This is a genomic window from uncultured Mailhella sp. (genome assembly GCF_944324995.1).
In the GTDB taxonomy this organism is placed as follows: Bacteria; Desulfobacterota; Desulfovibrionia; order Desulfovibrionales; family Desulfovibrionaceae; genus Mailhella.
Genome location: NZ_CALUYL010000037.1, coordinates 1 through 24,445, shown reverse-complemented (window position 1 = coordinate 24,445; position 24,445 = coordinate 1). Strand labels below are relative to the sequence as shown.

19 protein-coding genes and 1 riboswitch are annotated in these 24,445 nt (G+C 62.4%); of the genes, 10 read left to right on the top strand and 9 right to left on the bottom strand.

What is annotated here, in order from left to right:
• The first annotated feature begins 231 nt into the window (after nt 1–231).
• The 6 genes from Q0K02_RS11945 (at nt 232) to Q0K02_RS11920 (ending at nt 5,939) form a co-directional block, all read left to right on the top strand.
• The gene (locus Q0K02_RS11945) at nt 232–2,157 is read left to right on the top strand and encodes an AsmA-like C-terminal region-containing protein (protein ID WP_294489250.1); all 1,926 of its coding nucleotides are present in this window, start codon (nt 232–234) and stop codon (nt 2,155–2,157) included.
• Between the two features lie 17 nt (nt 2,158–2,174).
• Nucleotides 2,175–2,606: a hypothetical protein gene (locus Q0K02_RS11940; RefSeq protein ID WP_294489247.1), complete on the top strand. Its 432-nt coding sequence runs from the start codon at nt 2,175–2,177 to the stop codon at nt 2,604–2,606.
• 10 nt (nt 2,607–2,616) lie between these two features.
• Entirely contained in the window at nt 2,617–3,090 is a 474-nt protein-coding gene (locus Q0K02_RS11935) for a YbaK/EbsC family protein (RefSeq protein WP_294489245.1), read from the top strand.
• A gap of 203 nt (nt 3,091–3,293) precedes the next feature.
• Nucleotides 3,294–3,581, top strand: coding sequence for a hypothetical protein (locus tag Q0K02_RS11930; protein ID WP_294489242.1), 288 nt, complete (start codon nt 3,294–3,296; stop codon nt 3,579–3,581).
• 186 nt (nt 3,582–3,767) lie between these two features.
• Nucleotides 3,768–5,387 carry a protein translocase subunit SecD gene (secD, locus tag Q0K02_RS11925; RefSeq protein WP_294489239.1) on the top strand — a complete coding sequence of 540 codons (1,620 nt, stop codon included), beginning with the start codon at nt 3,768–3,770 and terminating at the stop codon, nt 5,385–5,387.
• 147 nt (nt 5,388–5,534) lie between these two features.
• The gene (locus tag Q0K02_RS11920; RefSeq protein WP_294489236.1) at nt 5,535–5,939 is read left to right on the top strand and encodes a MucR family transcriptional regulator; all 405 of its coding nucleotides are present in this window, start codon (nt 5,535–5,537) and stop codon (nt 5,937–5,939) included.
• Nucleotides 5,940–7,197: 1,258 nt separating this feature from the next.
• On the opposite strand, the gene Q0K02_RS11915 is transcribed toward Q0K02_RS11920, so the two are convergent.
• The gene (locus Q0K02_RS11915; RefSeq protein ID WP_294489233.1) at nt 7,198–7,503 is read right to left on the bottom strand and encodes a hypothetical protein; all 306 of its coding nucleotides are present in this window, start codon (nt 7,501–7,503) and stop codon (nt 7,198–7,200) included.
• 1,414 nt (nt 7,504–8,917) lie between these two features.
• Nucleotides 8,918–9,065: riboswitch (FMN riboswitch) on the top strand.
• Nucleotides 9,066–9,147: 82 nt separating this feature from the next.
• Between Q0K02_RS11915 and ribA the strand changes: the two genes are divergently transcribed.
• Nucleotides 9,148–10,389, top strand: coding sequence for a GTP cyclohydrolase II (gene ribA / locus Q0K02_RS11910; RefSeq protein ID WP_294489230.1), 1,242 nt, complete (start codon nt 9,148–9,150; stop codon nt 10,387–10,389).
• 365 nt (nt 10,390–10,754) lie between these two features.
• A complete protein-coding gene (locus Q0K02_RS11905; protein ID WP_294489227.1) occupies nt 10,755–11,516 on the top strand; it encodes a class I SAM-dependent methyltransferase in 762 nt (253 codons plus the stop codon).
• A 932-nt stretch (nt 11,517–12,448) separates the two neighbouring features.
• On the opposite strand, the gene Q0K02_RS11900 is transcribed toward Q0K02_RS11905, so the two are convergent.
• The 6 genes from Q0K02_RS11900 to Q0K02_RS11875 all read right to left on the bottom strand — a co-directional run bounded on the left by Q0K02_RS11900 (nt 12,449) and on the right by Q0K02_RS11875 (nt 19,566).
• Entirely contained in the window at nt 12,449–13,327 is an 879-nt protein-coding gene (locus tag Q0K02_RS11900; RefSeq protein WP_294489226.1) for a DMT family transporter, read from the bottom strand.
• Between the two features lie 1,020 nt (nt 13,328–14,347).
• Nucleotides 14,348–14,968, bottom strand: a complete 621-nt coding sequence (locus Q0K02_RS11895; protein ID WP_294489224.1) for a flavodoxin family protein — start codon at nt 14,966–14,968, stop codon at nt 14,348–14,350.
• A 262-nt stretch (nt 14,969–15,230) separates the two neighbouring features.
• Nucleotides 15,231–15,806 (bottom strand): nucleotide exchange factor GrpE, encoded by a 576-nt coding sequence (gene grpE, locus Q0K02_RS11890; RefSeq protein WP_294489221.1) that lies wholly within the window; start codon nt 15,804–15,806, stop codon nt 15,231–15,233.
• Nucleotides 15,807–15,859: 53 nt separating this feature from the next.
• Complete coding sequence (locus Q0K02_RS11885; protein ID WP_294489218.1) at nt 15,860–16,744, bottom strand: DNA polymerase III subunit delta; 885 nt, start codon at nt 16,742–16,744, stop codon at nt 15,860–15,862.
• A gap of 70 nt (nt 16,745–16,814) precedes the next feature.
• Nucleotides 16,815–18,089 carry an adenylosuccinate synthase gene (locus tag Q0K02_RS11880; RefSeq protein ID WP_294489214.1) on the bottom strand — a complete coding sequence of 425 codons (1,275 nt, stop codon included), beginning with the start codon at nt 18,087–18,089 and terminating at the stop codon, nt 16,815–16,817.
• A 574-nt stretch (nt 18,090–18,663) separates the two neighbouring features.
• Entirely contained in the window at nt 18,664–19,566 is a 903-nt protein-coding gene (locus Q0K02_RS11875) for a LysR substrate-binding domain-containing protein (RefSeq protein WP_294489210.1), read from the bottom strand.
• 152 nt (nt 19,567–19,718) lie between these two features.
• Here Q0K02_RS11875 and Q0K02_RS11870 point away from each other — a divergent pair, with 152 nt between their 5' ends.
• The gene (locus Q0K02_RS11870; protein ID WP_294489207.1) at nt 19,719–20,663 is read left to right on the top strand and encodes an AEC family transporter; all 945 of its coding nucleotides are present in this window, start codon (nt 19,719–19,721) and stop codon (nt 20,661–20,663) included.
• An 835-nt stretch (nt 20,664–21,498) separates the two neighbouring features.
• On the opposite strand, the gene Q0K02_RS11865 is transcribed toward Q0K02_RS11870, so the two are convergent.
• Nucleotides 21,499–22,566: a DNA methyltransferase gene (locus Q0K02_RS11865; RefSeq protein ID WP_294489205.1), complete on the bottom strand. Its 1,068-nt coding sequence runs from the start codon at nt 22,564–22,566 to the stop codon at nt 21,499–21,501.
• 337 nt (nt 22,567–22,903) lie between these two features.
• On the opposite strand from Q0K02_RS11865, the gene Q0K02_RS11860 reads away from it, so the two are divergent.
• Complete coding sequence (locus tag Q0K02_RS11860; RefSeq protein ID WP_294489202.1) at nt 22,904–23,641, top strand: sulfite exporter TauE/SafE family protein; 738 nt, start codon at nt 22,904–22,906, stop codon at nt 23,639–23,641.
• 120 nt (nt 23,642–23,761) lie between these two features.
• Here Q0K02_RS11860 and Q0K02_RS11855 read toward each other — a convergent pair whose 3' ends face one another.
• Complete coding sequence (locus tag Q0K02_RS11855) at nt 23,762–24,139, bottom strand: hypothetical protein (protein WP_294489199.1); 378 nt, start codon at nt 24,137–24,139, stop codon at nt 23,762–23,764.
• Nucleotides 24,140–24,445 lie beyond the last annotated feature (306 nt).

Genomic DNA, 24,445 nt, shown 5'->3' with positions numbered 1-24,445 from the left:
CTCCTCGGCGCAGTCGCATCCCTTCGTTTTCTTCCTCCACATTTTTCCCGCTCCTGCTCACGCCCTCCCCCGTCCCCCCACTGCGCCCGCCCCGCGTCTTCGCGCATCCTCATCCCCCCCCTCGCCATCCCCCCATTCCCCATCAATCACGCCCCGCGACCATCAGGGGACTTGCCGCCTCCGCCGATTCTGTATACTGTATCCCCATTAACCCGTTCGCCGGATACTCAGATGCTGCGAAAAATACTCATCGTTCTCGTTCTTCTCGTCCTTGTCGCCGGAGGCGGTCTCTTTACGCTGGTCGCCACCAACAGCGACATCATCGTCGACAAGTTCAACGCCTACGTCGAAAACAGCACCGGCGCCCCCCTCGTTTCCGAAAAAGCCCCCGAGCTCACCCTCTTCCCCAACCGCGGCCTCGAACTCGCCGCCAGCTCCTGGAAACGCCCCGACGGCAGCCTCAGCTTCAGCTTCAGCCGCGCCTCGGTCATGATTTCCTCCCACGCCCTGCTCACCGGCAAATTCAGCATCAAAAACTTCTCCGTCGATGACCTCAACCTCACCATGAAGCTCAAAAAGCCCCTCATGGAATACCTCAACGGCATCCCCGCCAGCGTGGAACATCGACGCGACTTCGACGACCTCATTCAGAGCATACTCCACGCCCTGCGCATCGCTCCCGACAACATCAGCATCAACCGCGGCCGCGTGTGCCTCATTCAGCCAGACGGCTCCACCATCGTGTTCGCCCCCGTCACCCTGAGCGCCACCAACGTCCACCCCGGCACCGCCACCAAGTTCGTTCTCCAGACCGACATCGAAGGCTCCTCCCCCTTCTTCCACGCCGGCATCGAGCTCAACTGCTCCGCCCTCCTCAACAAGGACAAGGCTTCCTTCGCCATCGAAAAGGCCATGCTCACCCCGGGCAACGGCGTCGCCTTCCGCGAATACCTCAACCTCTCCGGCGAACTCGACTACGACTTCGACAGCGACGCCCTCACCCTTTCCCAGCTGCGCTTCAAAGGCCCCGATCTCTCCGCCACCGCCTCCGGCAGCGTCGCCTCCCTCGCCCGCATGTACAGCGATCCCGTCAGGGGAGACGCCACACTCAAGGTCGAAATCGAAGGCGATCCGCAGCGCATCAGCTCCATCATTCATCATCCGCTGCCCTTCGCCGATCACAGCATCTTCAGCGACTGCTCCTTCGCCGCAGAAATGCGCTGGTCCGACGGTCGCATGCAGATGTCCAACATCCAGGGCAACGCCGACGACCTCACCTTCTCCGGCAACCTCGTCATCTCGCACAGCCCCTTCGTCATCACCGGCGACCTCAAGCTCGGCGACCTCAGCCTCGACGACTATCGCAGCAGCAGCGACGCCACGCCCAAAAAACTCGAAAACCGCGACTTCACCCGCTGGCCCCGCGTCAATCTTCAGCTCTCCGCCGAACACCTGCGCTGGAACCGCGTCCACCTCGAAAGCGTTCACACCCGCCTCGCCGGACAAAGCGGCACCTACGAATTCAATCCCCTCTCCGGCATTCTCGCCGGCAGCCCGGTCACGGCATCCATGAAAACCGTCATGCTGCCCACCACGCCCCTCTCTTCCCGGCTCTCCGTCAACTTCAGCGTGCCGCAGGCCAATCTCAACGACATCTCCCAGGCCATCGCCGAGCAGCCCCTGCTCACGGGCAGCGGCTCCATCAACGCCTCCCTCTCCTTCACCACCTCCCGCGGTCTGCCTTCCCTCAACGGCAAGGGCAGTCTCACCTCGTCCCAGGTCGAAACCTCCTTCAGCATTCTGCCTTCCAGCATTCCGCTCGCAGGCACCCTGCTTTCCTCCAACCGCTTCGACAGACTCTTCCTTTCCTTCGCCGTCAAAAACGGTCAGCTTTCCGTGGACAGGCTCGCCATGGAAGCTCCCCGCCTTTCCCTTTCCGGCTCCGGCAACGTCGATCTCGTGGAAAAAACCATCGACGCCTCCGGCTCCGTGCAGATTCCCGGCAGCGCCGCCCTTCCCGTGCGCCTCGAGGGCAGTCTCCCCTCGCCGCGCTACTCCCTCGACGCCGACGGCAACCGCACCCTTTCGTCCAAGGCCATTGATCTCGATCTCAACCTGCCCAGACAACTGCGCAACATCCTGGGCTCCGCGCGCTAAGCTCTTCAAGGATCGTTATGTCCAGCACTCCCGCAGGCAAAGGCGCAGGCAAGCGCGCCGCCGAACTCTTCACCGCCTCCGGCGGCGACAAGCAGCACGCTCCCCGCAACATCGTCAAAAAGCTCATGAACGGCGAGTTCTCCCTCACCGTCACCTTCTGGATCTTCTGCGTGTCCGTGCCCCTCGTCGGACACCTCGTCTTCACCCGCCTGCTCTTTCCCCTGCTCGATCTGCAAAGCTGGCACGGTTCCACCGCCTTCCTCGTCTGGCCCCTGCTCGCCCTGCTCTACGGCCTGCTCGCCAGCCTCGGCCTCTGGCGCAGCCGCACGCATTTTTCCGGCAATCCCCTGTGGGCCAACCTCGCAGGCCTCGCCGCCATACTCGGCGCGCTCGGCGCCGCAGCCTACGCCGTCATGATGGCCGCTTCCTGGTTCATGCTCGCCGCCTAGTGAGTTTCCCATGTCCATAGAAAAAGCCAAAGCCCATCTGCGCCGCTGGAACCGCGACCGCGACGTGCAGGAACACGAGCTCTCCAGCGCCACCGTCGATCTCGCCGCCCGCGCTCTCGGCGTCGAGGCCTGCCGCATCGCCAAGACTCTGTCCTTCCTGAACGGCGAACGCACCATCCTTCTCGTGACCGCCGGAGACGCCCGCGTGGACAGCTCCCGCTTCAAGAAGACCTTCGGCGTGAAAAAGGTCAAAATGGTTCCCGCCGAAGAGGTCGAAGCTCGCACCGGCCACGCCGTGGGCGGCGTGTGCCCCTTCGGCGTTCCCGACTCCGCAGACGTGTTCCTCGACGAATCCCTGCGCCGCTTCGACACCGTGTTCCCCGCCTGCGGCAGCGACAACAGCAGCATCGAACTCTCCCCCGCCGACCTCGAAACCTGTTCCTGCTCCCGCGGATGGGTGGATGTGTGCTCCGGCTGGCGCTAATTTCTCCTTTTGCCTTTCCCGCCCCTTGACAAAGGCCCGGAACACGTCATAGTCAAGCTGTGGAGAAAGGCAGAAACATGATGAAAGGCACGACGAACAGAGTTTCTCTCGGCATCAGGATCATGCTCCTGATGATCTGTTGCGTCCTTTTCATGCCCCCCCACGGACATGCCGGGGAAAGCAAGGAGACCCAAAGCTTCCGCATGGCCTCGCTCACCCTCGCGGTAAGCGGCATCAGCAATCCGGTCTCCCAGCTCAAGACCTTTGCCGAATCCGACGGCACATCCCTGCGCTCGCCGGGCAAACGTCAGCAGAACGCCTCCACCGGTTTCGACGGCGGCGACGCTCCTGCCGCCCTGCCCCCCACGCCTCCCCTGCCCGACTTCTTCCTCTGCGCTCAGGAGTACTTCGACGTGCCCGCCTGTCCGCCGGAAAGTCACGGGCTCATCCACTGGTTCTCCCTCGCTCCCCCTTCCTCTGCGAACGTCTAGTTATGGCCTGAGTTCCCGTTCCGCCCCCGCGGACGGGCATTGCGTCTGCACTTACGTTCCGAGCGTTCCTTTTCAGTCCCGCCGCGCCCGCACGATCTGCGACAATCCGCGCTCCTGCGCCGATTGCCTTCTCACGCGCGCCAATCAACGCGACCACGGCCCCCGAACGCTCCAAGAGGATTTTTCATGCGTTCCCTGCGTTGGCGCTCCTGCGTCGCGTTGCTGACGGCTCTTGTCTGCGCCGCCTGCATATCCGTCAATTTCTTTGTGCCGCCCCGCGCCCTCGACGCGTGGCTGCCTGATCCCATTCGTCTCGGCCTCGATCTGCGCGGAGGCATCAACCTCACCCTCGGTGCAGACGTCGATCAGGCCGTTTCTCAATCTTTGTCCCTTCTGGGGCAGGATATCCGTTCCAGCGCCAACGATGCGGGAATAAGGACCCGCCTCCTCCGTCAGGCCGACGGTCGAACGCTGGAATTCGTGCCGCTCAAACACGAGGGAATCGAACAACTCTCCAACCTGCTGCGCGACCGATTCGGACAGATGGCAGTCGGGTCTGCCATCTCGTCCGGATCCGGGGAAAAATTCCTCGTCTCCTTCCGCCCCGAATGGGAAAAACAACTCCGTGAACGCATCATGGATCAGACCATCCGCACGCTCCGCGGACGCATCGACGCCTTCGGCGTGGCGGAACCCGACATCCGCCGCCAGGGCGACGATCAGATCCAGATTCAGCTTCCCGGCGTCACCGACACCGCGCGCGCCCTTCAGCTCATCGGGCGCACCGCCCAGCTCACCTTCCACCGTGTTCGGTACGACGTCAGCCCCAGTTCCACGATCATGCCTCCGGGCACGGCGTGGTATCCGCTGGTCACGGGCTCGCGCTCCTGGACCGCCGCCGGCAAGAACGATCTCTCCGGCGGCCTCATCCTCGACAAGGCACCCCTGCTCTCCGGTCAGGACATCGTGGACGCCCGCCCCGCTTTCGATGAACGCAATCAGCCATGCGTGTCCATCCAGTTCAGCCCGCGGGGTGCGGATCAGTTTGAACGGGTCACCGAAGAACTGATCCATCAGCAGTTCGCCATCGTGCTCGACGGCGTTGTCCAGAGCGCCCCCGTGATCCAGCAGAAAATCAGCGGCGGCAAGGCTTCCATCACCGGCTCGTTCACCACCGAAGAGGCCCAGGATCTCGCCGTGGTGCTGCGTTCCGGCTCCCTGCCCGCCAAGGTCTCCGTGCTCGAAGAACGCACCGTCGGCCCCTCCCTCGGCGCCGATTCCATCCGCGCGGGCCTCATCGCCGGAGCCGTGGGCGCCATCGGCGTCATGGTGGTCATGCAGGTCTGCTACGGCCTCGCCGGGCTCCTCGCCAACACCATGCTCGTGTTCACCATCAGCCTGCTCTTCGCAGGGCTCGGACTCTTCGGAGCCACCCTCACCCTGCCCGGCATCGCAGGCGTCGTGCTCACCATAGGCATGTCCGTGGACGCCAACGTTCTCATCTTTGAACGCATACGCGAGGAAATAAAACGCGGCCTCACCATGAGCCGCGCCATCGATGCAGGCTTCCGCGAGGCCCAGAGCTCCATTCTCGACTCCAACCTCACCACCCTGCTCACCGCCGCCGTGCTCTACCAGTTCGGCACCGGGCCCATCCGCGGGTTCGCCGTCACCCTGGCGCTCGGCATCGTCGCTTCCATGTTCACCGCCATCTTCGTGTCCCGCATCCTCTTCGACGCCTGGGTCAGACACAACAACGCCGTCAACTGCGGCCTGGCGCATCATGTTCGCGGGGCTTCTCGTTAGCCCTGCCCCCGCTCCGGTACGTCGCCGGAGCGGGTCCGTACCGGGCGATCCGGACTTCTCTCCGCCGGATCGCCCCACAAAAAATTTCCGGCCGCAAACGCTTCGCGCTGCGCCTCATCGATTCGAAAAAACTACGGGAGGACCCCCATGGATGATTATCTCAAACAGGCCATAGAACTCGTCAAGGCGCAGTCGTCCGTCCGCGTCATGCAGGAAGAAGAAATGGTGACCATGATCCGCACCCTGGCCGCCAGCCTCAAAAACCTCGAAAACAACCCGCTCCCCGATAACGACGAAGAGGAAATCTCCCTCCCCGCTCCCTCCAAATCCATCCGGGAAAAAAGCATCACCTGCCTCGAATGCGGCAAATCCTTCAAACTCATTACCAGAAAACACCTCGCCAGACACGGCCTCGACGCCGATTCCTACCGTAGAAAGTGGGGCATCAAAAGCGATACCCCCCTCGTCTGTAAATCCATCCAGCGCGTCCGCCGTAAAAAAATGAAAGACATGCGCCTCTGGGAAAAAAGACACCCCGCTGCCGAAGCGTAGAAGAGAGGGAGACTGCGGGGGAAGAGGGAAACCCTTTTGAAAAAGGGCTTTCCCTCTCCGCAGTCTCCCAAAGAACACGCAGGCCCGTTTGCGCAAGACACGCTGTACGGCCTGCACCGCTTGCACGACGGCGGCTGCGCTTAACGCCGGAAGTGAATTCCGGCTGCTTGCCTGCCGTCGGCCGGACTCCTGACGTCGCCCGGGGCCCCAGTGCGTTGAGAGACGGCCTTGCGGCAGACATTTTCCCTGCCCCGGCGGCTGAACCGAAATCGGCTCCACCACGCTGAACCGATTTCTTCTCCGATAAAAATCTGGAAATCCTTTCCTTTGACACGACTGTCCGGCGAAGGCCGAACAGGAGTCGGTCACCGCAGGTGGGCGCAGACATGCGCGCGCCCTGCGTCAGTCATGTCCCGTTTGCACAAGACACGCTGTGCGGACTGCTTGGCTTGCACGACGGGCATTGCGTTTAACGGCGGGAGTGAATTCCGGCTACTTATGCCCGTCGGCCGGGCTCCTGATGTCGCCCGGGGCCCCAGTGCGTTGAGAGACGGCCTTGCGGCAGACATTTTCCCTGCCCCGGCGGCTGAACCGAAATCGACTCCACCACACTGGGCCGATTCCTTCTCCGATAAAAATCTGGAAATCTCTTCCTTTGACACGACTGTCCGGCGCAGGCCGGACAGAAGTCGGCCACCGCAGGTGGGCGCAGACATGCGAGCGCCCTGCGTCAGTCATGTCCCGTTTGCACAAGACACGCTGTGCGGACTGCTTGGCTTGCACGACGGCGGCTGCGTTTAACGCCGGAAGTGAATTCCGGCTGCTTGCCTGCCGTCGGCCGGGGCCCCAGAGCGTTGGGAGACAACATTCCGGCAGACACTTTCCCCGCCCCGGCGGCTGAACCGAAATCGACTCCACCACACTGGGCCGATTCCTTCTCCGATAACAATCTGGAAATATTTCCTTACTCACGACTGTCCGACTTTTGTCGGACAGGAGTCGGCCACCGCAGGTGGGCGCAGCAGCGCACACCTGCACTGAGTACGCAGCCCGAACGGAGCCAGCCAAGCACTCCAAGCCTCGCTGCATAGCCTTTCCGTACTTGCGTCCGTCCTTGGCAACGCGCCCGGCTTTCCCGCCAGCGCCTGCCTGCCGAACCGGCGAAGCCGGGAGGCAGAAACAGGGGGGTGCGGGGGGAATTATTTCCCCCGCATGCCTTTCCTGCCTTTCCTCTCTTCCTGCCTTTTCTGCTTTTTTCTCAGGCTTTGACGACCATGAGTTTAGGGGCGGACTGGGGGGCGGGGTTGGGGAGGGCATCGGAGGGAGCGGAGCCGAAGAGTTCGCTGGAGGGGCGGGAGACGAGTCGTCTTTGCATTTCCATGAGCACGGCGAACTCGTAGGTATGGGCGGTTTTTGCGCTGCCGCCTGCGCCTTCGAGGGCGGCGACGGCGAACTGGGTCTGTTCCCAGAGGCTCATGAGTTCCTGATCGGGGAGGAGCTGGAGTTCGGCCAGCGCGGAAGATTCACCCAGTTCGGACGGCGTAGCGGAAAAAATGGGAACCATAAAGCCTCCTTATCTATATCGAGCGCGGAACGGAGAGCGGCGCATGATTTTATGGGGACGCGGGCCTTTCGGGGTTCGGCGCGGGGCAGGCCGAACGGCGCGGCGTGTTGAGGGAAGATTCCGGGGGGCGGGCGAGTCTGCGGGAACGCCCTGCGCCTAGCCTGCGCGGGCCGGTGGCATCCGGCTTTCCGATAGAGAAGAAGCCCGGCGCTAGCTTCCGGGCTTCTTTTAGAAGAGGCAGCTCAACTGCCCTTTATCTAAACTCCCCAATAAAGGAGAGATTTCCCACTGCGAATCCGGCTTTCTGCGGAATTTCGGCAAAACGCCGTTCCGCAATCCTGCCGCAGCACGCCGGGGCGTTCGGGAAAAACGCCGACGGGTTACTCAACCGGACCTTATGTTGGTAGGACTATATATCCCTTTTTTCCCGTTCTTGCAAGCATTTTTCTGTTCCGGGGCCTGAGCCGCGCGGCCTTGAACAGGGGCAAAACAACGTGAGGCAAGCGGGGCCGACGCGGCAGGACAAACGCGGCAAAGGCATCGCGGCAGCAATCCAAGGGCGGGCGCAACCGCGGGGAACACGGGCCGGACAGCGTGAGGGCCAGACGCCGGAGCGTTGCCGCGGCAGCCGCGCGTTTTTTTGAGAGCGCGGGGAGTTTCAAAACAAGGCGAAACGAGCTTGCCGTGAGGCCCTGAGCGTGAGACAGGAGAGGAAAACGACAAAAAGCGGGGAGCCGAAGGACGGCGAGGGCGAGGAAGGAAAAAGAACGCGCCGGGAGAAGCCCAGATACAGAAAAAAGGAAGAAGACAGTCCCCGAAAAGCTGGACGGCGAAAAAGGGAGCTGCGCAGGGGCAGAAAGGCGTGATTCCTGCGCCGCCCTTTGGAGTGTGCCTCCAGCGCCGACGGAATCCGCCTCCCCCGCCTTCCCCGTGCCATGCTTCACGACGACGAAGCCGGGCGACGTTGATCCTCGCGCCTGCCGCACTCTCGCAGCCCCTGCGCCCCCGGTTGTGCATCCCGCCCTTGCGCCTGCTCTTCCCTGCCCCTTCGACTGTACGGCTGCCCCCGCCGACGACTCCTTCGGTCTGTACGAACCGAGCCACGGCTCCGCTCTGCCTCCCGCTCTTGTTTACGCTTCCGCGAGTTTCCCTGCTCGCACGTCCGCGCCTGCCTGCATTTCTCGCGCTTTCCCGCTTTCTTCCCTTCCGCGACACGCTCCCTGCGCCTTCGTCTGCGCTTTGCCGCACTCATCTTTCCCCGCGCCCGCCTTTTTCCGCAAAAAACGTCCGCATTCGCCCTTCTTTCCGGCCGGAACCGCCGAAAAAGCATCCTTCACCGACCGCAAACCGCCCAAAACGCGGAAACTTTCCCCCCTCTCCCCTTGACACCAGCCGCCAGGACATTAAAACATACAAGAACTCTCAGGGCGGGGTGAAAGTCCCCACCGGCGGTGATCCCCCTATTCCGTGGGGAAGCCCGCGGGCGCGTTTTCAAGGGAAAAAGCGCAGATCCGGTGCAAATCCGGGGCCGACGGTAACAGTCCGGAAGAAAGAGAATGGATTCCTCGCCTCAGTATTCTGAAGCCTCTCCTCTCTCCTAGCGCCTTCTGCGGCCCTGATGTGGACATCTCCAGGGAGTTTGTCATGCGTCAGCTTTCTTCTCTTTGCTCCATCGAACAGGCTGTGGACGACATCCGCAACGGACGGATGATCGTTGTCGTCGACGACGACGATCGTGAATGCAGCGGCCATCTGGTCATGGCCGCCCAGCTCGTCAATCCCGACGCCATCAACTTCATGGCGCGTCACGCCTGCGGCCTCGTCTGTCTCGCCCTCTCCCCCGACATGGCGGATAAGCTCAATCTGCCCCTCATGCCCTCCAGCAACGCCGGGCACACCCCCGCGTTCACCGTGTCCATCGAGGCCCGGGAAGGCGTCACCACCGGCATCTCCGCCGCCGACCGCGCCACCACCATTCTCGCCGCCGTCGCCGAAAACGCCGGTCCCGACGACATCGTCACCCCCGGTCACGTCTTCCCGCTGCGCGCCCGTCGCGGCGGCGTCCTCACCCGCGTGGGCATCGCCGAAGCCGGTTCCGATCTCGCCGCCTTCGCCGGTCTGCGTCCGGCCGCCGTCATCTGCGAAATCCTCAAGGAAGACGGCTCCGTCGCCCGCATGGACGATCTCGAAGCCTTCGCCGAAAAACACGGTCTGCACATCGCCGCCATTCGCGACATCATCCGCTACCACATGCGCCACGGCAAACTCGCCGTCCGCCGCGTGGCCGAAGCCAACATGCCCACCAAGTACGGCACCTTCCGCATCATCGCCTACGAAAGCGACGCCTCTTCCGACACCCACATCGCCCTCGTGAAAGGCGACGTCGATGAACGCGTCGATCCCTCGCCCGTGCTCGTGCGCGTTCACAGCGAATGCCTCACCGGCGACGCCTTCGGTTCCCTGCGCTGCGACTGCGGCAATCAGCTCGGCGCCGCCCTCATGCAGATAGAAAAGGAAGGACGCGGCGCGCTGCTGTACATGCGTCAGGAAGGCCGCGGCATCGGCCTCGCCAACAAAATACGCGCCTACGCCCTCCAGGAACAGGGCTACGACACCGTGGAAGCCAACATCAAACTCGGCTTCGCCCCCGATCTGCGCGACTACGGCGCCGGAGCCCAGATTCTCCGCGACCTCGGCATCAGCCGCCTGCGCCTCATGACTAACAATCCCCGCAAGATCGTGGGCCTCGAAGGCTACGGCATCGAAATTACGGAACGCGTTCCCATTGAAATCGGTCTGTGCGACATCAACGAACACTACATGCGCACAAAACAGGAAAAAATGGGACACATCCTCCACTTCGGCAAGAAAAAAAAGGAGGACTGATCCCCCCGACATTCTCGCCGATTCCCCCCCTCGCAGGATTCCGCCTTCTGCCGCGCCCCTGCGGCCGCCCCGCACGCTGCGACATTTGTCGGCGCTCAAGGCCGCGCTCCCGCGCAAGCCTTGCCCTTTTGCGATGCGCGCCTCACGCGGGCCGCTTCGCCGCGTGATCGTTGCGCCGAGCTCGCGCCGCAACTCGCTTCGCCGCAGCGCGGGTGCGCCTGAAATCCGTCGCCGCACGCGCCCGTCGCGTGCCGCCGGGTCGCTGCACGGCGCTCTGCGCCCGTCCGCATGACGCGGCAGCCCGGATTCCGCATCCGCCGAAACGCCGATTCCCTGCGTCGAGGCCCATGCTCAAAGGAGATACTATGGACATCATTGCCTTGAACAGCAAAAACTGGGAAGAAAAGGTCCGTCAGAAAAACCCGTGGACCGTTCCCGTGGACGACGAAGTCATACACAACGCCAGAAACGGCAACTGGTGCATCCTGCTCACCGCGCAGAAGCCCGTGCCCGCAGCCTGGTTTCCGCCCGTGAAGGGCAAGCGCATCCTGTGCCTGGCTTCGGGCGGCGGTCAGCAGGGCCCCGTGCTCGCGGCCGCAGGGGCCGACGTCACCGTGCTCGACATCTCCGAAGCCCAGCTCGAACAGGATCGCTCCGTGGCGCGCAGAGAGAATCTCAATATGCACACCGTGCGCTCCAGCATGACCGACCTGTCCATGTTCGACAACGAATCCTTCGACATCATTGTGCATCCGGTGTCCAACGTGTTCATTCCGCACATCCAGCCGGTCTGGAACGAGGCCTTCCGCGTGCTCAAAAAGGGCGGCGTGCTCATGAGCGGATTCATGAACCCCGTGTTCTACATGTTCGACGAAAAACTCGAAGAACAGGGCATCTTGCAGGTCAAGTATCCCCTCCCCTACTCCGACCTCGACTACCTCAGCAAGGACGACCTCGAACGCAAGGGCGACGCCGTGGAATTCGGTCATTCCCTCTCCGATCAGATCCAGGGACAAATCGCCGCAGGCTTCGTCATCAACGGATTCTATGAGGATTCCTTCGGCGGCGAACGCCTCCTCGACAGATTCTGCCCCTGCTTCCTCGCCACCCGCGCCGTCAAGCCGTAAAGAAGAAAGGCAGAAAAGGCAGGAAGAGAGGAAAGGCAGAAAAGACAGAAAAGGCATGCGGGGGAAATAATTCCCCGACAAAGTCGGGACAAGCCCCCCGCACCCCCCTGATTCTGCCTCCCGGCTTCGCCGGTCGGCAGGATCAAGGGTTGCCGGTCAAATTCTCCAACATAAAACAAGGGGGAAGCGACCGCCGTTTCGGCGGAACCCCTTCTCCGTCGCCCGTCAATACACAAAAGGCCCGAGCCTGGCTCCACATCGGAGCAAGGCTGCGCGGCCTTTTTTTGCAGACAGCCTGCCATGAGCCCGAGTGCCCGCCGCCGCCCGTTTGCCCAAGACACGCTGTACAGAATGCGAGACTTGCACGACGGGCATTGCGTTTAACGCCGGAAGTAAATTCCGGCTACTTATGCCCGACCTTTTTCTTTTCCCGAGTACCCGCAACTGCCCGTTTGCCCAAGACACACTGTACGGACTGCATCACTTGCACGACGGGCATTGCGTTTAACGGCGGAAATAAATTCCGGCTACGCACTGCCGTCGGCCGGGCTCCTGACGTCGCCCGGGGCCCCAGAGCGTTGAAAGAAAGCAATCACATCAAGCCGAGCGCTTCTCTCCCCCCAAAAAAATCTGGAAATCCCTTCCTTACTCACGACTGTCCGGCGAAGGCCGGACAGGAGTCGGCCACCGCAGGTGGGCGCAGCAGCGCACACCTGCACTGAGTCCGCAGCCCGAACAGCGCTCGCCAAGCACCCCGGCATCCGCAGTCCCCTGCCTTTCCGAACTCCCGCCAGCTTCGGCAACACGCCCTGCGCCCGCACTCCCGCCCCGCCGAATGGCGCAGCCTTCGGCGGAAACAGGGGGGCGCGGGGGGAATTATTTCCCCCGCATGCCTTTCCTGCCTTTTCTGCCTTTCCTCTCTTCCTGCCTTTCTATCGTTTTTCGGACTGGGAGAGGAAGAGGCCGGCGAGGGTGAGGATGGTGCCGAGGGCGGAGAGCCAGGTCAGGGATTCGTGGAGGACGACGACGGAGACGGCGACGGTGATGACGGGGACGAGGTAGATATAGAGGCTGGCGCGGACGGTGCCGAGGGTGCGGACGGCCATGTTCCAGGTAGTGAAGCAGAGGGCGGAGGCGACGAGGCCGAGGAAGAGCATATTGCCGAGATTGACGGGGCGCAGGAGTCTGGCGAAATTGCAGTCGAAGCCGAAGAGGGGCATGCAGGGAATCATGAACAGCAGGCCCCATCCGAAGGTGGCGCGGGTGATCTGGATGGACGAGACGCCCCACGTGCCCATGATGCTGGTAAGGCAGGCGTAGAAGGCCCAGACCAGTCCGGCGGAGACGGCGAGCAGGTCGCCGACCGGATTCAGGGAAAGCTGCGCGCCGTTGAAGCTGATAAGGCAAATGCCCGTCATGGCGACAAGGAAGCCGAGGTAGAAGAAGAGTCCCAGATGCTCGCCGCTGCGGAACACGAAGCGCCCCACAAGTCCGGTGAAAAGCGGCGCGGCCGTGAGAATGACCGCCACGTTGGACGCCATGGTATGATCGAGCGCGATGTTTTCCAGCAGGTAATAGAGGCATGTGCCCGTGAGACCGGCGGCGGCCGTGATGGCGTGACGGCGCGGCGTCATGTGAGGCAGGCGTCCGGGAGCGACGAGGTACAGAGCGCAAAAAGCCATGGCAAAGCGCAGAAACAGGATTTCCACGGCCTGAAAATCCCGGAGCAACACCTTGGTACACACAAACGTGACGCCCCAGACGACAACGGTAAAAAGCGCCGCGGCATGACCGACGGCTGTGCTGGACATGTTCATAAACCGGCTCGGGAAGGCCCGTTTGCGGAAAAAAGCTCCCGACAGCGTCCGGGGGCGACGCCCGTAAACAGGGTAACACTGTTCATAAGATGACTCGATCGCAAAAGCCCGGCAGCAACGCCGCCTCGGCGAGAGACCGCGTTCCGGCAGACGTTTTTCCACGCGCCGCGCTTCGAGGCAGCGGCACGGCGTGACGCCCTGTGCCGCGAGAACGCGCGAGCAGCGCAGAAAGACTCGGCCTCCGCGCAGCGGCACAGCTCGTCGAGACGCAGCCGCCCGGCGCTGGGTTCCGCATGCAGGCGCAGGCGGGAACGCGCCCCAGGCTGCGGCACGGCGCTGTCCGGCGTCTGCCCAGGAGGAGCGACGTGATCGAGAAGTCGTCAGACGAAAGCGCAAATTCTCTGCGCATCCGCCGTGCAGCAGCGTACACGGCGCGCAGCAGCGTGGCAAGTCCGAAATCGCTCACAACGCTCTCTTTCGGGGCGGAAGAAAGAAACGGCAAGCCGGGGCGGACTCGCGTCCGGCTTTCGAGCATTTTCAAGGAAGGACGCATCCCTTCCCCAAAAGCCCGCGGCCTCCCACGCTCAGGAAAAAACGGGACAAGCCCCCGGACAACGTCGGTAACAAGCGACGCGAACCGATTGCCGAGATGAGCACACCCGAGGCCGCAGGAAGCGACGCCGGGAGAGAAACAACCATCGCCGCAACGGACAACGACAGCAGAGAAGGGAGAAAACCGCAGGGAACGGGCGATGCGCCAGGAAGGAAACATCCGACGCCGCCGAAAATGGACAACGCCGCAGAAAACAGCCGCAGCCCGGGCCGCGCATCCGTCCATGTTCCGCAGAATTCACCCCTCGCTTTGTCAAACAAACACGACGCGCCCCGCGCTTTCGTTCCCCGGAACAGGAGCTCCCCGCGCGCACAAAAAAGGCGTTCCGCAAAACCGAAGTTTTGCAGAACGCCCGACCGTCACGACTCAGGGCTTGCCCGGAGCCTCAATCGCACCTTCTCCTACCGGATGAAGTTGGTGCGGATGACAGGTTCTTTCTCCGGCAGCGGCACGCCGGCAGCCTTGCCCGCTTCAAAGCAGCGGAGCATCCACGCCATGTTTCTGGCAAGCTGACGCATGGTCTGAAGACCTTCCGCGTCCTGACGAACTTCGTCGGGCGTGTTGCCATGCACCTGGTTCCAGTAAATCGACGTGACCACCGGCATGTTGTTCATGCCGAAATATTTGTTGATCTGCTCAAACGCCGCAGACGCGCCGCCTCTGCGGCAGCTCACCACGGCCGCGCCCGGCTTGTTCGCAAACAGCGACGAGCCGCTGAAGAACAGTCTGTCGAGAAAACTTTCCAGCTGGCCGGACGCCGACGCATAGTACACCGGCGAACCAAACACGAATCCGTCAAACTCGGGAATCAGCGCCAGCGCTTCGTTCACCTTGTCGTCGCGGAAGCAGCGACCGGTCTTGCGGCACGCGCCGCATCCGATGCAGCCCGCAATGGGCTGCGTGCCCAGCTGAAAAATCTGCGAGCCGATGCCCTGCTTTTCCAGTTCGGCGGCAATCTCAGAGAGCGCCGTAAACGTGCAACCTTTGGCATGCGGACTGCCGTTCACAAGAAGTACCTGCATAGTATTTCTCCTGTTCCATTAGCTACAATGACTCTTCCATCGCCCCGCCTTCCGAAACCCGCGCCGCGATTGAAAACATTCCGCGCATTCTGCGCAAAATCGCCTTCCTCACGCGCATCCGGCCCCGGGCTGTCCGCGCCGCAAATCACGCCGCAAACTGCGCCACCATCCGGCGGAAACGACTCCCCTTCCCCTTCGTCCAACACAAAAACGGAGCTGCCCAGAGGCCTCTCCGTTTCCGCAACGTTTTTCAAAAGGAATCCTATCGGGCAACGATCACGCGGGCCGGACGCAGCAGATGATCGTTCAAACGATATCCCTTCTGCATCACGCGGACAATGCATCCCGCATCCACGCCCTCGGCCTCTTCCTGACCCACGGCTTCGTGATTGTTGGGATCAAATGCCTCGCCCGCCGTGCCCACAGGCACCAGTCCGTGCTTCTTCAGCGCGTCGAGCAGCATGGTGCGCGTCATTTCCACGCCCACCATCATGTTCCGGCTCTCTTCCGACTGTCCGCCGTACTGCAGCGCAAGATCCAGATTGTCCAGCGTGGGCAGCAGATCCGCCAGCACCTTCTCGGCCGCGTAGCGCGCCTGTTCTTCCTTCTCGCGCTGAACACGCTTCTTGAAGTTGTCCATTTCGGCCAGCGCGCGCAGCTTCACGGCGTTGGCCTCGGCGGCCACATTGCAGGCGGCGCAGAGTCTGGCGCGGCACTCCTCAAGCTGTTCGTCTTCCGACTTTTCCTGAACGGGCGCTTCCTCGGTCTGCGGCTGTTCCCCGGCTTCGAGTTCCGGCTCCTCGTTCAGAGCTTCCTTATTTTCAAATTCCTGACTCATCAAAAGACCTCCAATAGTGGTACCCGAAAAGGTAGGAACGATATGCCCCTCTGTCAAGAACTCCGACGTGAACGACCTCGTCCTTCGCGCACCACCCGATACACGCCCGTGGCCATGGCGTCGAGCGCCAGAAGCGGATTCACCTGCGCAATGAGCGCATCCTGACACTCCACAAAAATATCAGACAATTCCAGCAGACTCTCTTCCGGCAGCGGTCGGAACAAGGCCGCCAGCGCCCCGGATTCCCGCCCCGCAAGGCAGTCCGCCAGCGCCTTCTGTCCCACAAGCGCCACCTGCTGCGCCGTGGCCGCATCCAGCCCGTTGCGCGACTGCGACAAGTCAAACCAGCCGCGCCCCTCCGTCGCAAACTGCGCGAGCGCCTTTTCCCATACCCGCATGGCCTCCGGCAACGCGCGTCCGGTTTCCGGCCAGGGCAGCGTAATCACCCATCCGCGCGACACAAGCGTGGGCAAAAGCCGCTCCCGCTGCGGCGCCGTGAACACAAAACACGTGTCGGGAGAAGGATCTTCCAGCACCTTGAGCAGCGAATTGGCCGCTTCCACGCCCAGCGACTGCGCTTCCGCCAGCACGATGACACGCCGACGCGCAAAATGCGGCTTCTCGCCCATCACCGGACGCAGCCCCCGCACATCGTCTATCTTGATGGATCCGACGCGGCCGTCGAGCAGAAAAAGATCGGGATGCATCCGCGCCCCGATGCTCAGGCACGAATGACAGCGCAGACAGGGCTCGTCGCCCTGCTCCTCGCAGTTCAGCAGCGCCGCCCACCACAGGGCCAGCGCCACCCGCGACGACGCATCGCCGCCTTCCAGGTGCAGAAGCTGCGGCGGCTCCTCGCGCATGGCCTGCAAAAAGCCGCGCTGTCTGGCCAGCTCCGGCCCCAGCGCGCCGGAAAACGAGGCGCGCGCCTCGTCCACGCCGGGGAGCACGTCCTCGGGCGCAACGCGGCGCGCAGCCGTCTTACTTTCTTTTTTTCCCGCCGCCATATCAGTGACGGAAGGTCTGATTCCTGTCGGGACCCACGGAAATGTAGCCCACCTTCACGCCCAGCACTTCCTCGATGCGCTCAATGTAGCGACGGCAGTTGCGGGGCAGGGAATCCCAGTCCGTGCAGCCGGAAAGATCCTCTTCCCAGCCGGGCAGCACTTCAAACACCGGCTTCGCGTTGTCGAGTCCGCGCGGGGTCTGCGGCGGATACTGCATCACCTTGCCCTCGTACTCGTAGGCCACGCAGAACTTGATTTCCTTCAGACCGGAAAGCACGTCCACCTTGGTGAGCGCAATGCTCGTGGGATCGCAAAGACGCACCATTTCCCGCAGCACCACCAGATCAAGCCAGCCGCAGCGGCGCGGACGTCCGGTGGTCGCCCCGTATTCGCCGCCCTGACGACGCAGAAATTCGCCCATGTCGTCGAAAAGTTCCGTGGGGAACGGGCCGGAACCCACGCGCGTGGTGTAGGCCTTCACGATGGCGATGCGCTGATCGATCATGCCCGCATGCACGCCCGAGCCGATGGAGGCGTTGTCGCACACCACGTTGGACGACGTCACAAAAGGATAGGTGCCGTGATCGATGTCGAGCATGACGCCCTGCGCGCCTTCAAACATGATGCTCTTGCCGGCGGCGTCGGCATCGATGATGAGGCTCGACACGTCGGCCAGATAGGGCACAAGGCGCGGCGCAATGGCCATGAGATCGTTGAACACGGTTTCGGGATCCAGCGCGGGCAGGCCGTAGAGCTGCGTGAAGAGCACGTTCTTTTCCTTGAGGGCGTGCTCAATCTTGGCGCGGAGCACTTCGGGATCGGTCAGATCGCCGGCGCGCACGCCCACGCGGGCCTTCTTGTCTTCATAGCAGGGGCCGATGCCGCGGCCGGTGGTGCCTATCTTGGACTTCGCACTGCCTTCGCGCGCGCCGTCGATGGCACGATGATACGGCATGATGAGATGCGTCTTGTAGCTGATTTTCAGTCTTTCGGGGCTGACGTCGAGTCCGAGGCTCTGGAGGGCGTCTATCTCCTCAAGGAAGCTCTCAGGATCGAGCACAACGCCGTTGCCGATGACGCACATCTTCCCGGGATGAAGTATGCCCGAGGGCACGACATGCAGGACGTACTTCTGGCCATCAACAATGACCGTATGTCCGGCGTTGTTGCCGCCCTGAAAACGGACCACCATATCCACTTCGGAAGTGAGCAGATCGACGATCTTACCCTTGCCTTCGTCGCCCCACTGCGCACCAACGATTGTCATGTTCGACATATATCTCTCCTTAGGACGCACCTTGAAAAATAGAAGGCCGTTCCGGCCATCTGAAAACGCGCCAAAGACATTTTTATAGAGCCCTTTGTCTGGCTCGTCAACCCGATAAAGCCGAGGGGGCCCCGGACGCCCGTCAGTACAAATTCCTTCCCCGAGTGCCGCAATGCCCCGTTTGCGCAAGACACGCCGTACAGGATGCGAGGCTTGCACGACGGCGGCTGCGTTCAACGCCGGAAGTGAATCCCGCCTACTTATGCCCGACCTTTTTTTCCCGAGTACCGCCACGTTCCGTTTGCGCAAGACACACTGTACGGTCTGCATTGCTTGCACGACGGCGGCTGCGTTTAACGCCGGAAGTGAATTCCGGCTACTTGCCTGCCGTCGGCCGGGCTCCTGATGTCGCCCGGGGCCCCAGTGCGTTGAACAACGGCCTTCCGGCAGGCACTCCCCCCCCTCGCCCTTTGCTTCGGGCATATCATCCCGTTCACCCTGTCCTGCCGAAGCAGCGTTAGCTGCGAGGCAGAATCAGGGGGGTGCGGGGGGAATTATTTCCCCCGCATGCCTTTCCTGCCTTTCACTCCCGGGAATCGGGGAAGCAGTCGGGGAATTCGGCCTTGTCGCGGGAGAGTTCGTCCTGCATCCAGGCGAAGAAGGCGCTCACGCGGGGGGTGCGGGCGGCTTCGGCGAGGCAGGCCGCGGTATAGCGGCTTCTGACCGGAACCGTGGGGGTGCGCAGGGCGGCGAGGCGTCCGGCGCGGAGGTCTTCGGCCACGAGAAGCGAGCTCGCCAGCGCCGCGCCCCGGCCTTCCGCCGCCGCGGAAAGCGCCATGTACGAAAACTGAAACATCGGCCCGAATCGCAGGTTCGGTCGCAGTCCCGACGCCTGAAACCACGCCTTCCATTCCTGTTCCCCGGCTTCCGGAGAACGCAAAAGCCGGTCGGTCTGCCAGTCGCGTTCGTGATCGCGCCAGTAGTCCGGGCCGAACACCGGGAAAAATCGCTCCTCAGGCAGCTGCACCATAAAAAGTCCGGGCGTCTCCGGCATGTCCAGCCGCACAATGACATCCACCTCCGGCCCCAGCACGGGGTGCCCCGGATGCGGTCCAATACGAATATCAATATCCGGACAGCGCTCGCAAAAACGACTCAGTCGCGGCGCCAGCCAGCGATTCGCAAAACTCGCCTCCGCCACCACGGAAAGCGGCCCCACCCCGCGCCGAAGACGCGCACTCTCCCGACGCAACGTGTCCAGCGCACCCGCAATCGCCGCGTAATACCGTTCCCCGTCCGGCGTGAGTCGGATTCCGGGCGCACGGCGGATGAACAACGGCACTCCCAGGTAATCCTCAAGATGCCGAATGTGCTGACTCACGGCCGCCTGCGTGACGCACAGCTCCTCCCCTGCCCGGGTGAAACTGCCCAGCCGCGCCGCCGCTTCAAAGGCCGCCAGCGCATTCAACGGTGGATTCTCTATCATAAGAAAAACTTATCCCAGCCCACAAGAAATCTCGTTTGCGCCGCCGCTGCATTTGCTGCATGTTGTGTTTCCGCGCCTTCCGGCCGAAAGGCGAAATCCAAAACAATTACGAATGCAAATGACGCGCGCCCTGCGCCCGTCTGGAGATTCCCATGTGGGATGTTTTTTTATTACTGCTGCCCGTGTTTGTGCTGATCTTCCTGGGCATGCTCGCTGAACGCTTTCAACTCGTGCCCCCCTTCGGCTCGACGACCCTCAATCAGTTCCTCGTCAACCTCGGACTTCCGGCCCTGATCTTTCTTTCCATCGCCGAGTGCCGCCCCGAAGATCTCGACCATGAGGCGTTTCTCGCCGGATTCGCCGTCTGCCTGTTCGTGACCTTCGGCGCGCTGATTCCGGTGTTCCACTTCCTTAAATTCGATACAAATTACCGGGAGGAAGTGGTGCTGTCAATGCTCGCCAGCTTCCCCAACGTGGTGCTCGTCGGCCTGCCCGTGCTCATGGCCCTGTATCCCGGCAGCCCCGTGGTCGTGCTCGCCAGCACCCTCACCAACATTCTCGAAATCCCCATGGTGCTCATCACCCTGTTCATTCTCGTCAACAACGGCGCCCGCGGACGGCATCCCATACGCACCATCGCCCTTGCGCTCGTCACCAATCCCGTGGTGCTCGCCACCCTCGGCGGCGCAGCCTTCTACGCTTCCGGAACTCCCGTGCCCGCCGTCATCGAGTCCCCCTGCCGCGCCCTCGGAAATTCCGTCATGCCCTGCGCCCTCGTGTCCCTCGGCATCGTCATCAGCGCAAGACTGCGCAATCACGGCGACAACAGCGTGTTTCATCCCGGCAGACAGGCCGTCATTCTCATCGGCAAGCAGATAGCCCAGCCCGTGATAGCCTTCATCGCGCTCACCGCCTTTCACACCGAACCCATGTGGCGCTCCATGGGCGTGCTGCTCGCCGCCATGCCCGTGGGCACCCTCGCCTACGCCATGAGCGACTCCTACAAGGTCGCCTCCAACGATGCTTCGGCCGCCGTCATCATGAGCACGCTCGTCTCGCTGCTGCTCATTCCGGTGCTCGCCCTCATCATCAAATAGAGGCAGGACGCGGCGGACTCAGCGCCGCCGACCAAACATATTTTCGCCGCGGATCAGGCCGACTCCCATCGAACCGCAGGGACAACGGCTCCACGGCAACCGGCACGACGCCCCGGGATGACGGGGAATCTTCCCAAGGGCTTCGACGCCGGTAAAAACCTTTCCCCCCGGAACGGATACGCTGCGCGCTTTTCCCCCCTTGTTGCGCCTGCTTTTGTCAGCCCCTCCTCTCGGGGAACGCTCCGTTCCTTTTTCCCTGCCATGCGGGGCGCTTTTTCAGCCTGAGGCGCCCCGCTTTACATAGTCCTCCTCACTAAAGCCTGCGGCAAGAATCGTTCCTGCCGCAGGCTTTAAGTTTAAAAGGACATGGACACGGAGCGAAAAAAACAACGGGCATCAAGCCCGGCGCGCAGAACGACGGCAGAGAAGCCCGTCACGAAGTGCAACCACGAATTTCCCGGGCGCCCCGAAAACATTCCCCAGCGCCCGACCCGCTCCCCGAGCGCGCCCCGACTGCATCCCCGGCCCCCCCCACGACAACCAGCCTGATGCCTCCTCGGCTGCCTCGGGCCCTGCGGCAGGGGGCGTTGCCTGTACGGAGCCGAGGCTCACAGGATGGTGGGCCCACGGCCCTGCGTACAGGTGTCGCCGCTCCGGCCACAGATAAAAAAAACGCCGCCTGCAAAAGGCGACGCTTATCGTTCCTGCCGCGCGGGGCATGCGGCACAAATCCTCCGTCATGAGGGCCTCGCCCGCCTCGCAATCGAGTGCAAAATGCCGTCCGGCTCCGCAACGGCTCCAACGCGGCTCTTTCAGCCGCTCCGGCACGAATCCCTCACCGGCTCCCGCGGGTACGCCCCGGCTTGTCCTCGTTCGGCGTCGGCTTCGCCGTCTTCGTCGCAGGCTTCGCCGCCTTCGTCTTCGGGCGTCCGGGCTTCTTTGCCTTGGTCGGAGCCTTGCCCGGCGTCCCTTCCGCAGCGCCCGGCTTCTTCGCCTTCACTTTTCCGGCTCTTTTCCCCTCGGCGGGCGGCGTGCCCGCTTCGTCCGCAGCCTTCGTCGCTCCGAGCGAGGCCTCCGCTCGAAAGGCATCCCGCGCTTCCTCAAGATCGCTCAACGCCTGACGGACGCGCGCCGATCCTCGACGCCATTCCACATCCTTGCCGCTGAAACGCTTCTTCATCACATGCACGGCTTCGAGATTGCTGTCCACCAAGAGCGCATTGCGCCCCAGCTCAAACGCCGATTCCCCAAGCGTGCCGCTTCCGGCAAAGAAGTCGCACAGAATATCCCCGGGATTGGAATGCACCTTCACTATCCGATCTATGATCGCCCGCGGCTTCTGCGTGGCATAGCCGGTCTTCTCCCGACCGTTCGGACTCACTATCGTGTGCCACCACACATCCGTCGGCGTCTTGCCCAGCGCCGCCTTCCGCGGCCCCACCAGCGCAGGCGCCATGTAGGGAATCCTGTCCATCGCATCGAAATTAAACGTGAACTTCTCAGGATTCTTTGCGTACCAGAGAATATTGTCGTGCTTCGCCGGCCAGCGCTTCTTCGAGCGCGCTCCGTAATCGTACGCCCAGATGATCTCGTTGATGAACGACGCGCGGCCAAAAATGCCGTCCAGCATCACCTTGCAGTAGTGAATCTCCCGGTAGTCCAGATGGAAAAACAGCGCGCCCTCCGGCGCAAGTATGCGGTACGCTTCCTCCATGCGCGGCTGAAGAAAGCCCAGAAAATCATCAAACCTGTCGTCGTATCCGCTGGTCTTGCCCCGGATGGTCCGATAAAGCTGCCCCTTGAATCCGACACGGTCGCCGTGATCGTCCCGCACCGTCGCAAGCTGCGTGCGACGCTGCACCTTTCCCGTGTTGAACGGCGGATCAATATAAATGAGGTCCACACAGGCGTCCGGCAGCGCTCGCAGCACCGCCAGATTGTCGGCATGAAAAACGGCAAGTCTGGGCATGAATATCCTTTGTCCTCACAGATGACAGACGCCCGCACTTTAATCGTTTCGCAAATTTATGGCAAGGCGCATAGAAGACGTTCAACCTTCACGCGCTCTTCCCCCCGCATCCAGGCCCCGCGCCCCGCGCTCAAAAACTCTCCCCGAGCCCGCAAGCTCAGGCGAAAAAAACTTCTCTCTACGCCCCGCGGCCCTTTTCCCCGCATTCCCTCTTGACAACTTGCCCGTTTTTTTCCCTTATGAGAAATCACCATTTTTTCAGGAGATTGTCATGATTCTGGCCCATGTGATCTGGCTCGCCTTCGCCTGGCTGCTCGGCGGATTCGTTCACGGCGTTACCTCCATCGGCGCGGCCATGGTCGCCATGCCCCTCATTACCTTCATCGCCAGCCCCAAGGAGGCCATTCTCATCGCCTGCATCTCCAGCGGCGTCGCCCCCCTCGCCCTTTCCATCATCTACCGCCGCTACATCCTCTGGAAAGAAATGATCTGGCTCACCCTCGGCTGCATCGTGGGCATTCCCGCAGGCGTGGCCATGCTCACCATGCTCTCCGGCACCGTGCTCATGCTCACCATCGGCGTGCTGCTCATCTTCTTCGTCTCCTGGCAGCTCCTCTCCCACAAGGTGCGCGCCACACTCCCCTATCATCCCGCCACGGCGTTCATCTTCGGCGCAGGCTGCGCCTTCATTACCGCCAGCACCAGCCTCGGCGGCCCCATCCTCGCCGTGTACACCGCCTTCCGCGGCTGGGAACAGAAAAACGCCCTCGCCACCACCAGCATGTACTTCAACTTCATCAACGCAAGCATCATCGCCATGCAGTGGAAGGCCGGTCTCTATTCCAGCGCCGTGTACGACGCCGTCAGAGTCTCCCTCACCTTCGTCTTCCTCGGCGTGCTCATCAGCATTCCCGTGGTGCGCCGCATGCCGCAGGAAACCTTCCGCAAGCTCCTGCTCGTCATGATCTTCATTGCCGGCGCCACGCTGGTGGGCCGCACCGTGCTGTAACCGCAAAAAAAACAAAAACCGCGGGCCCTTCTCCGCCCGCGGCTCAATCATTCCCATTCCCCGAGGGGTTTTCAATTCCCCCAGGTTGTTTTCCCCGAGGGGGCATCCTCACCGCAGCTTCTACTTTCCGTCGGCAAGGGCAAGAAAATCCTCGGGAGCCTGCTTTTCCAGCTCGGTGAGGGCATCTTCCAGTTCGTCGCTCAGCGCATTGGCCTTTCGGGGGTCCCAGTCCGCCAGCGCCGAGCGCATCTCGTTCAGCTTGTCCGTCACCTTCTTCGCCCCGGGCATCAGCGTCTTCCGGCTCTCCTCCGAAATATCCGCAAAACGCAGCGCATCGGGCAGATATTCCGCAAGCTCCGTCACCCCGCGCTTCATGCCCGCAGGACCCCAGCGGTCAAGTTCCGACCAGACCAGCGCCGAAAGCCGCGGCCAGGCCGCCACCACTTCATCTTCGTTGTACGTCCACGCGCCTACGCGAATCTGCAATATCTTTCCCATACCTTACTCCTTTTGCCGCGCGCCCGGGGCGACCTTCCTTTTCTTTCTTCTTCTCCCGAGTACCCGCAACTGCCCGTTTGCGCAAGACACACTGTACGGACTGCATCACTTGCACGACGGCGGCTGCGTTTAACGCCGGAAGTAAATTCCGGCTACTTGCCACCGTCGGCGCGACCGTCTGAAGACAGGTCGCGGGCCCCAGAGCGTCGGGAGACGGCCTTCCGGCAGACACTCCCCCCTTCGCCCTCTGCTCCTCGCATAATTTTCCCGTTCACCCTGTCCTGCCGAACCGGCGAAGCCGGGAGG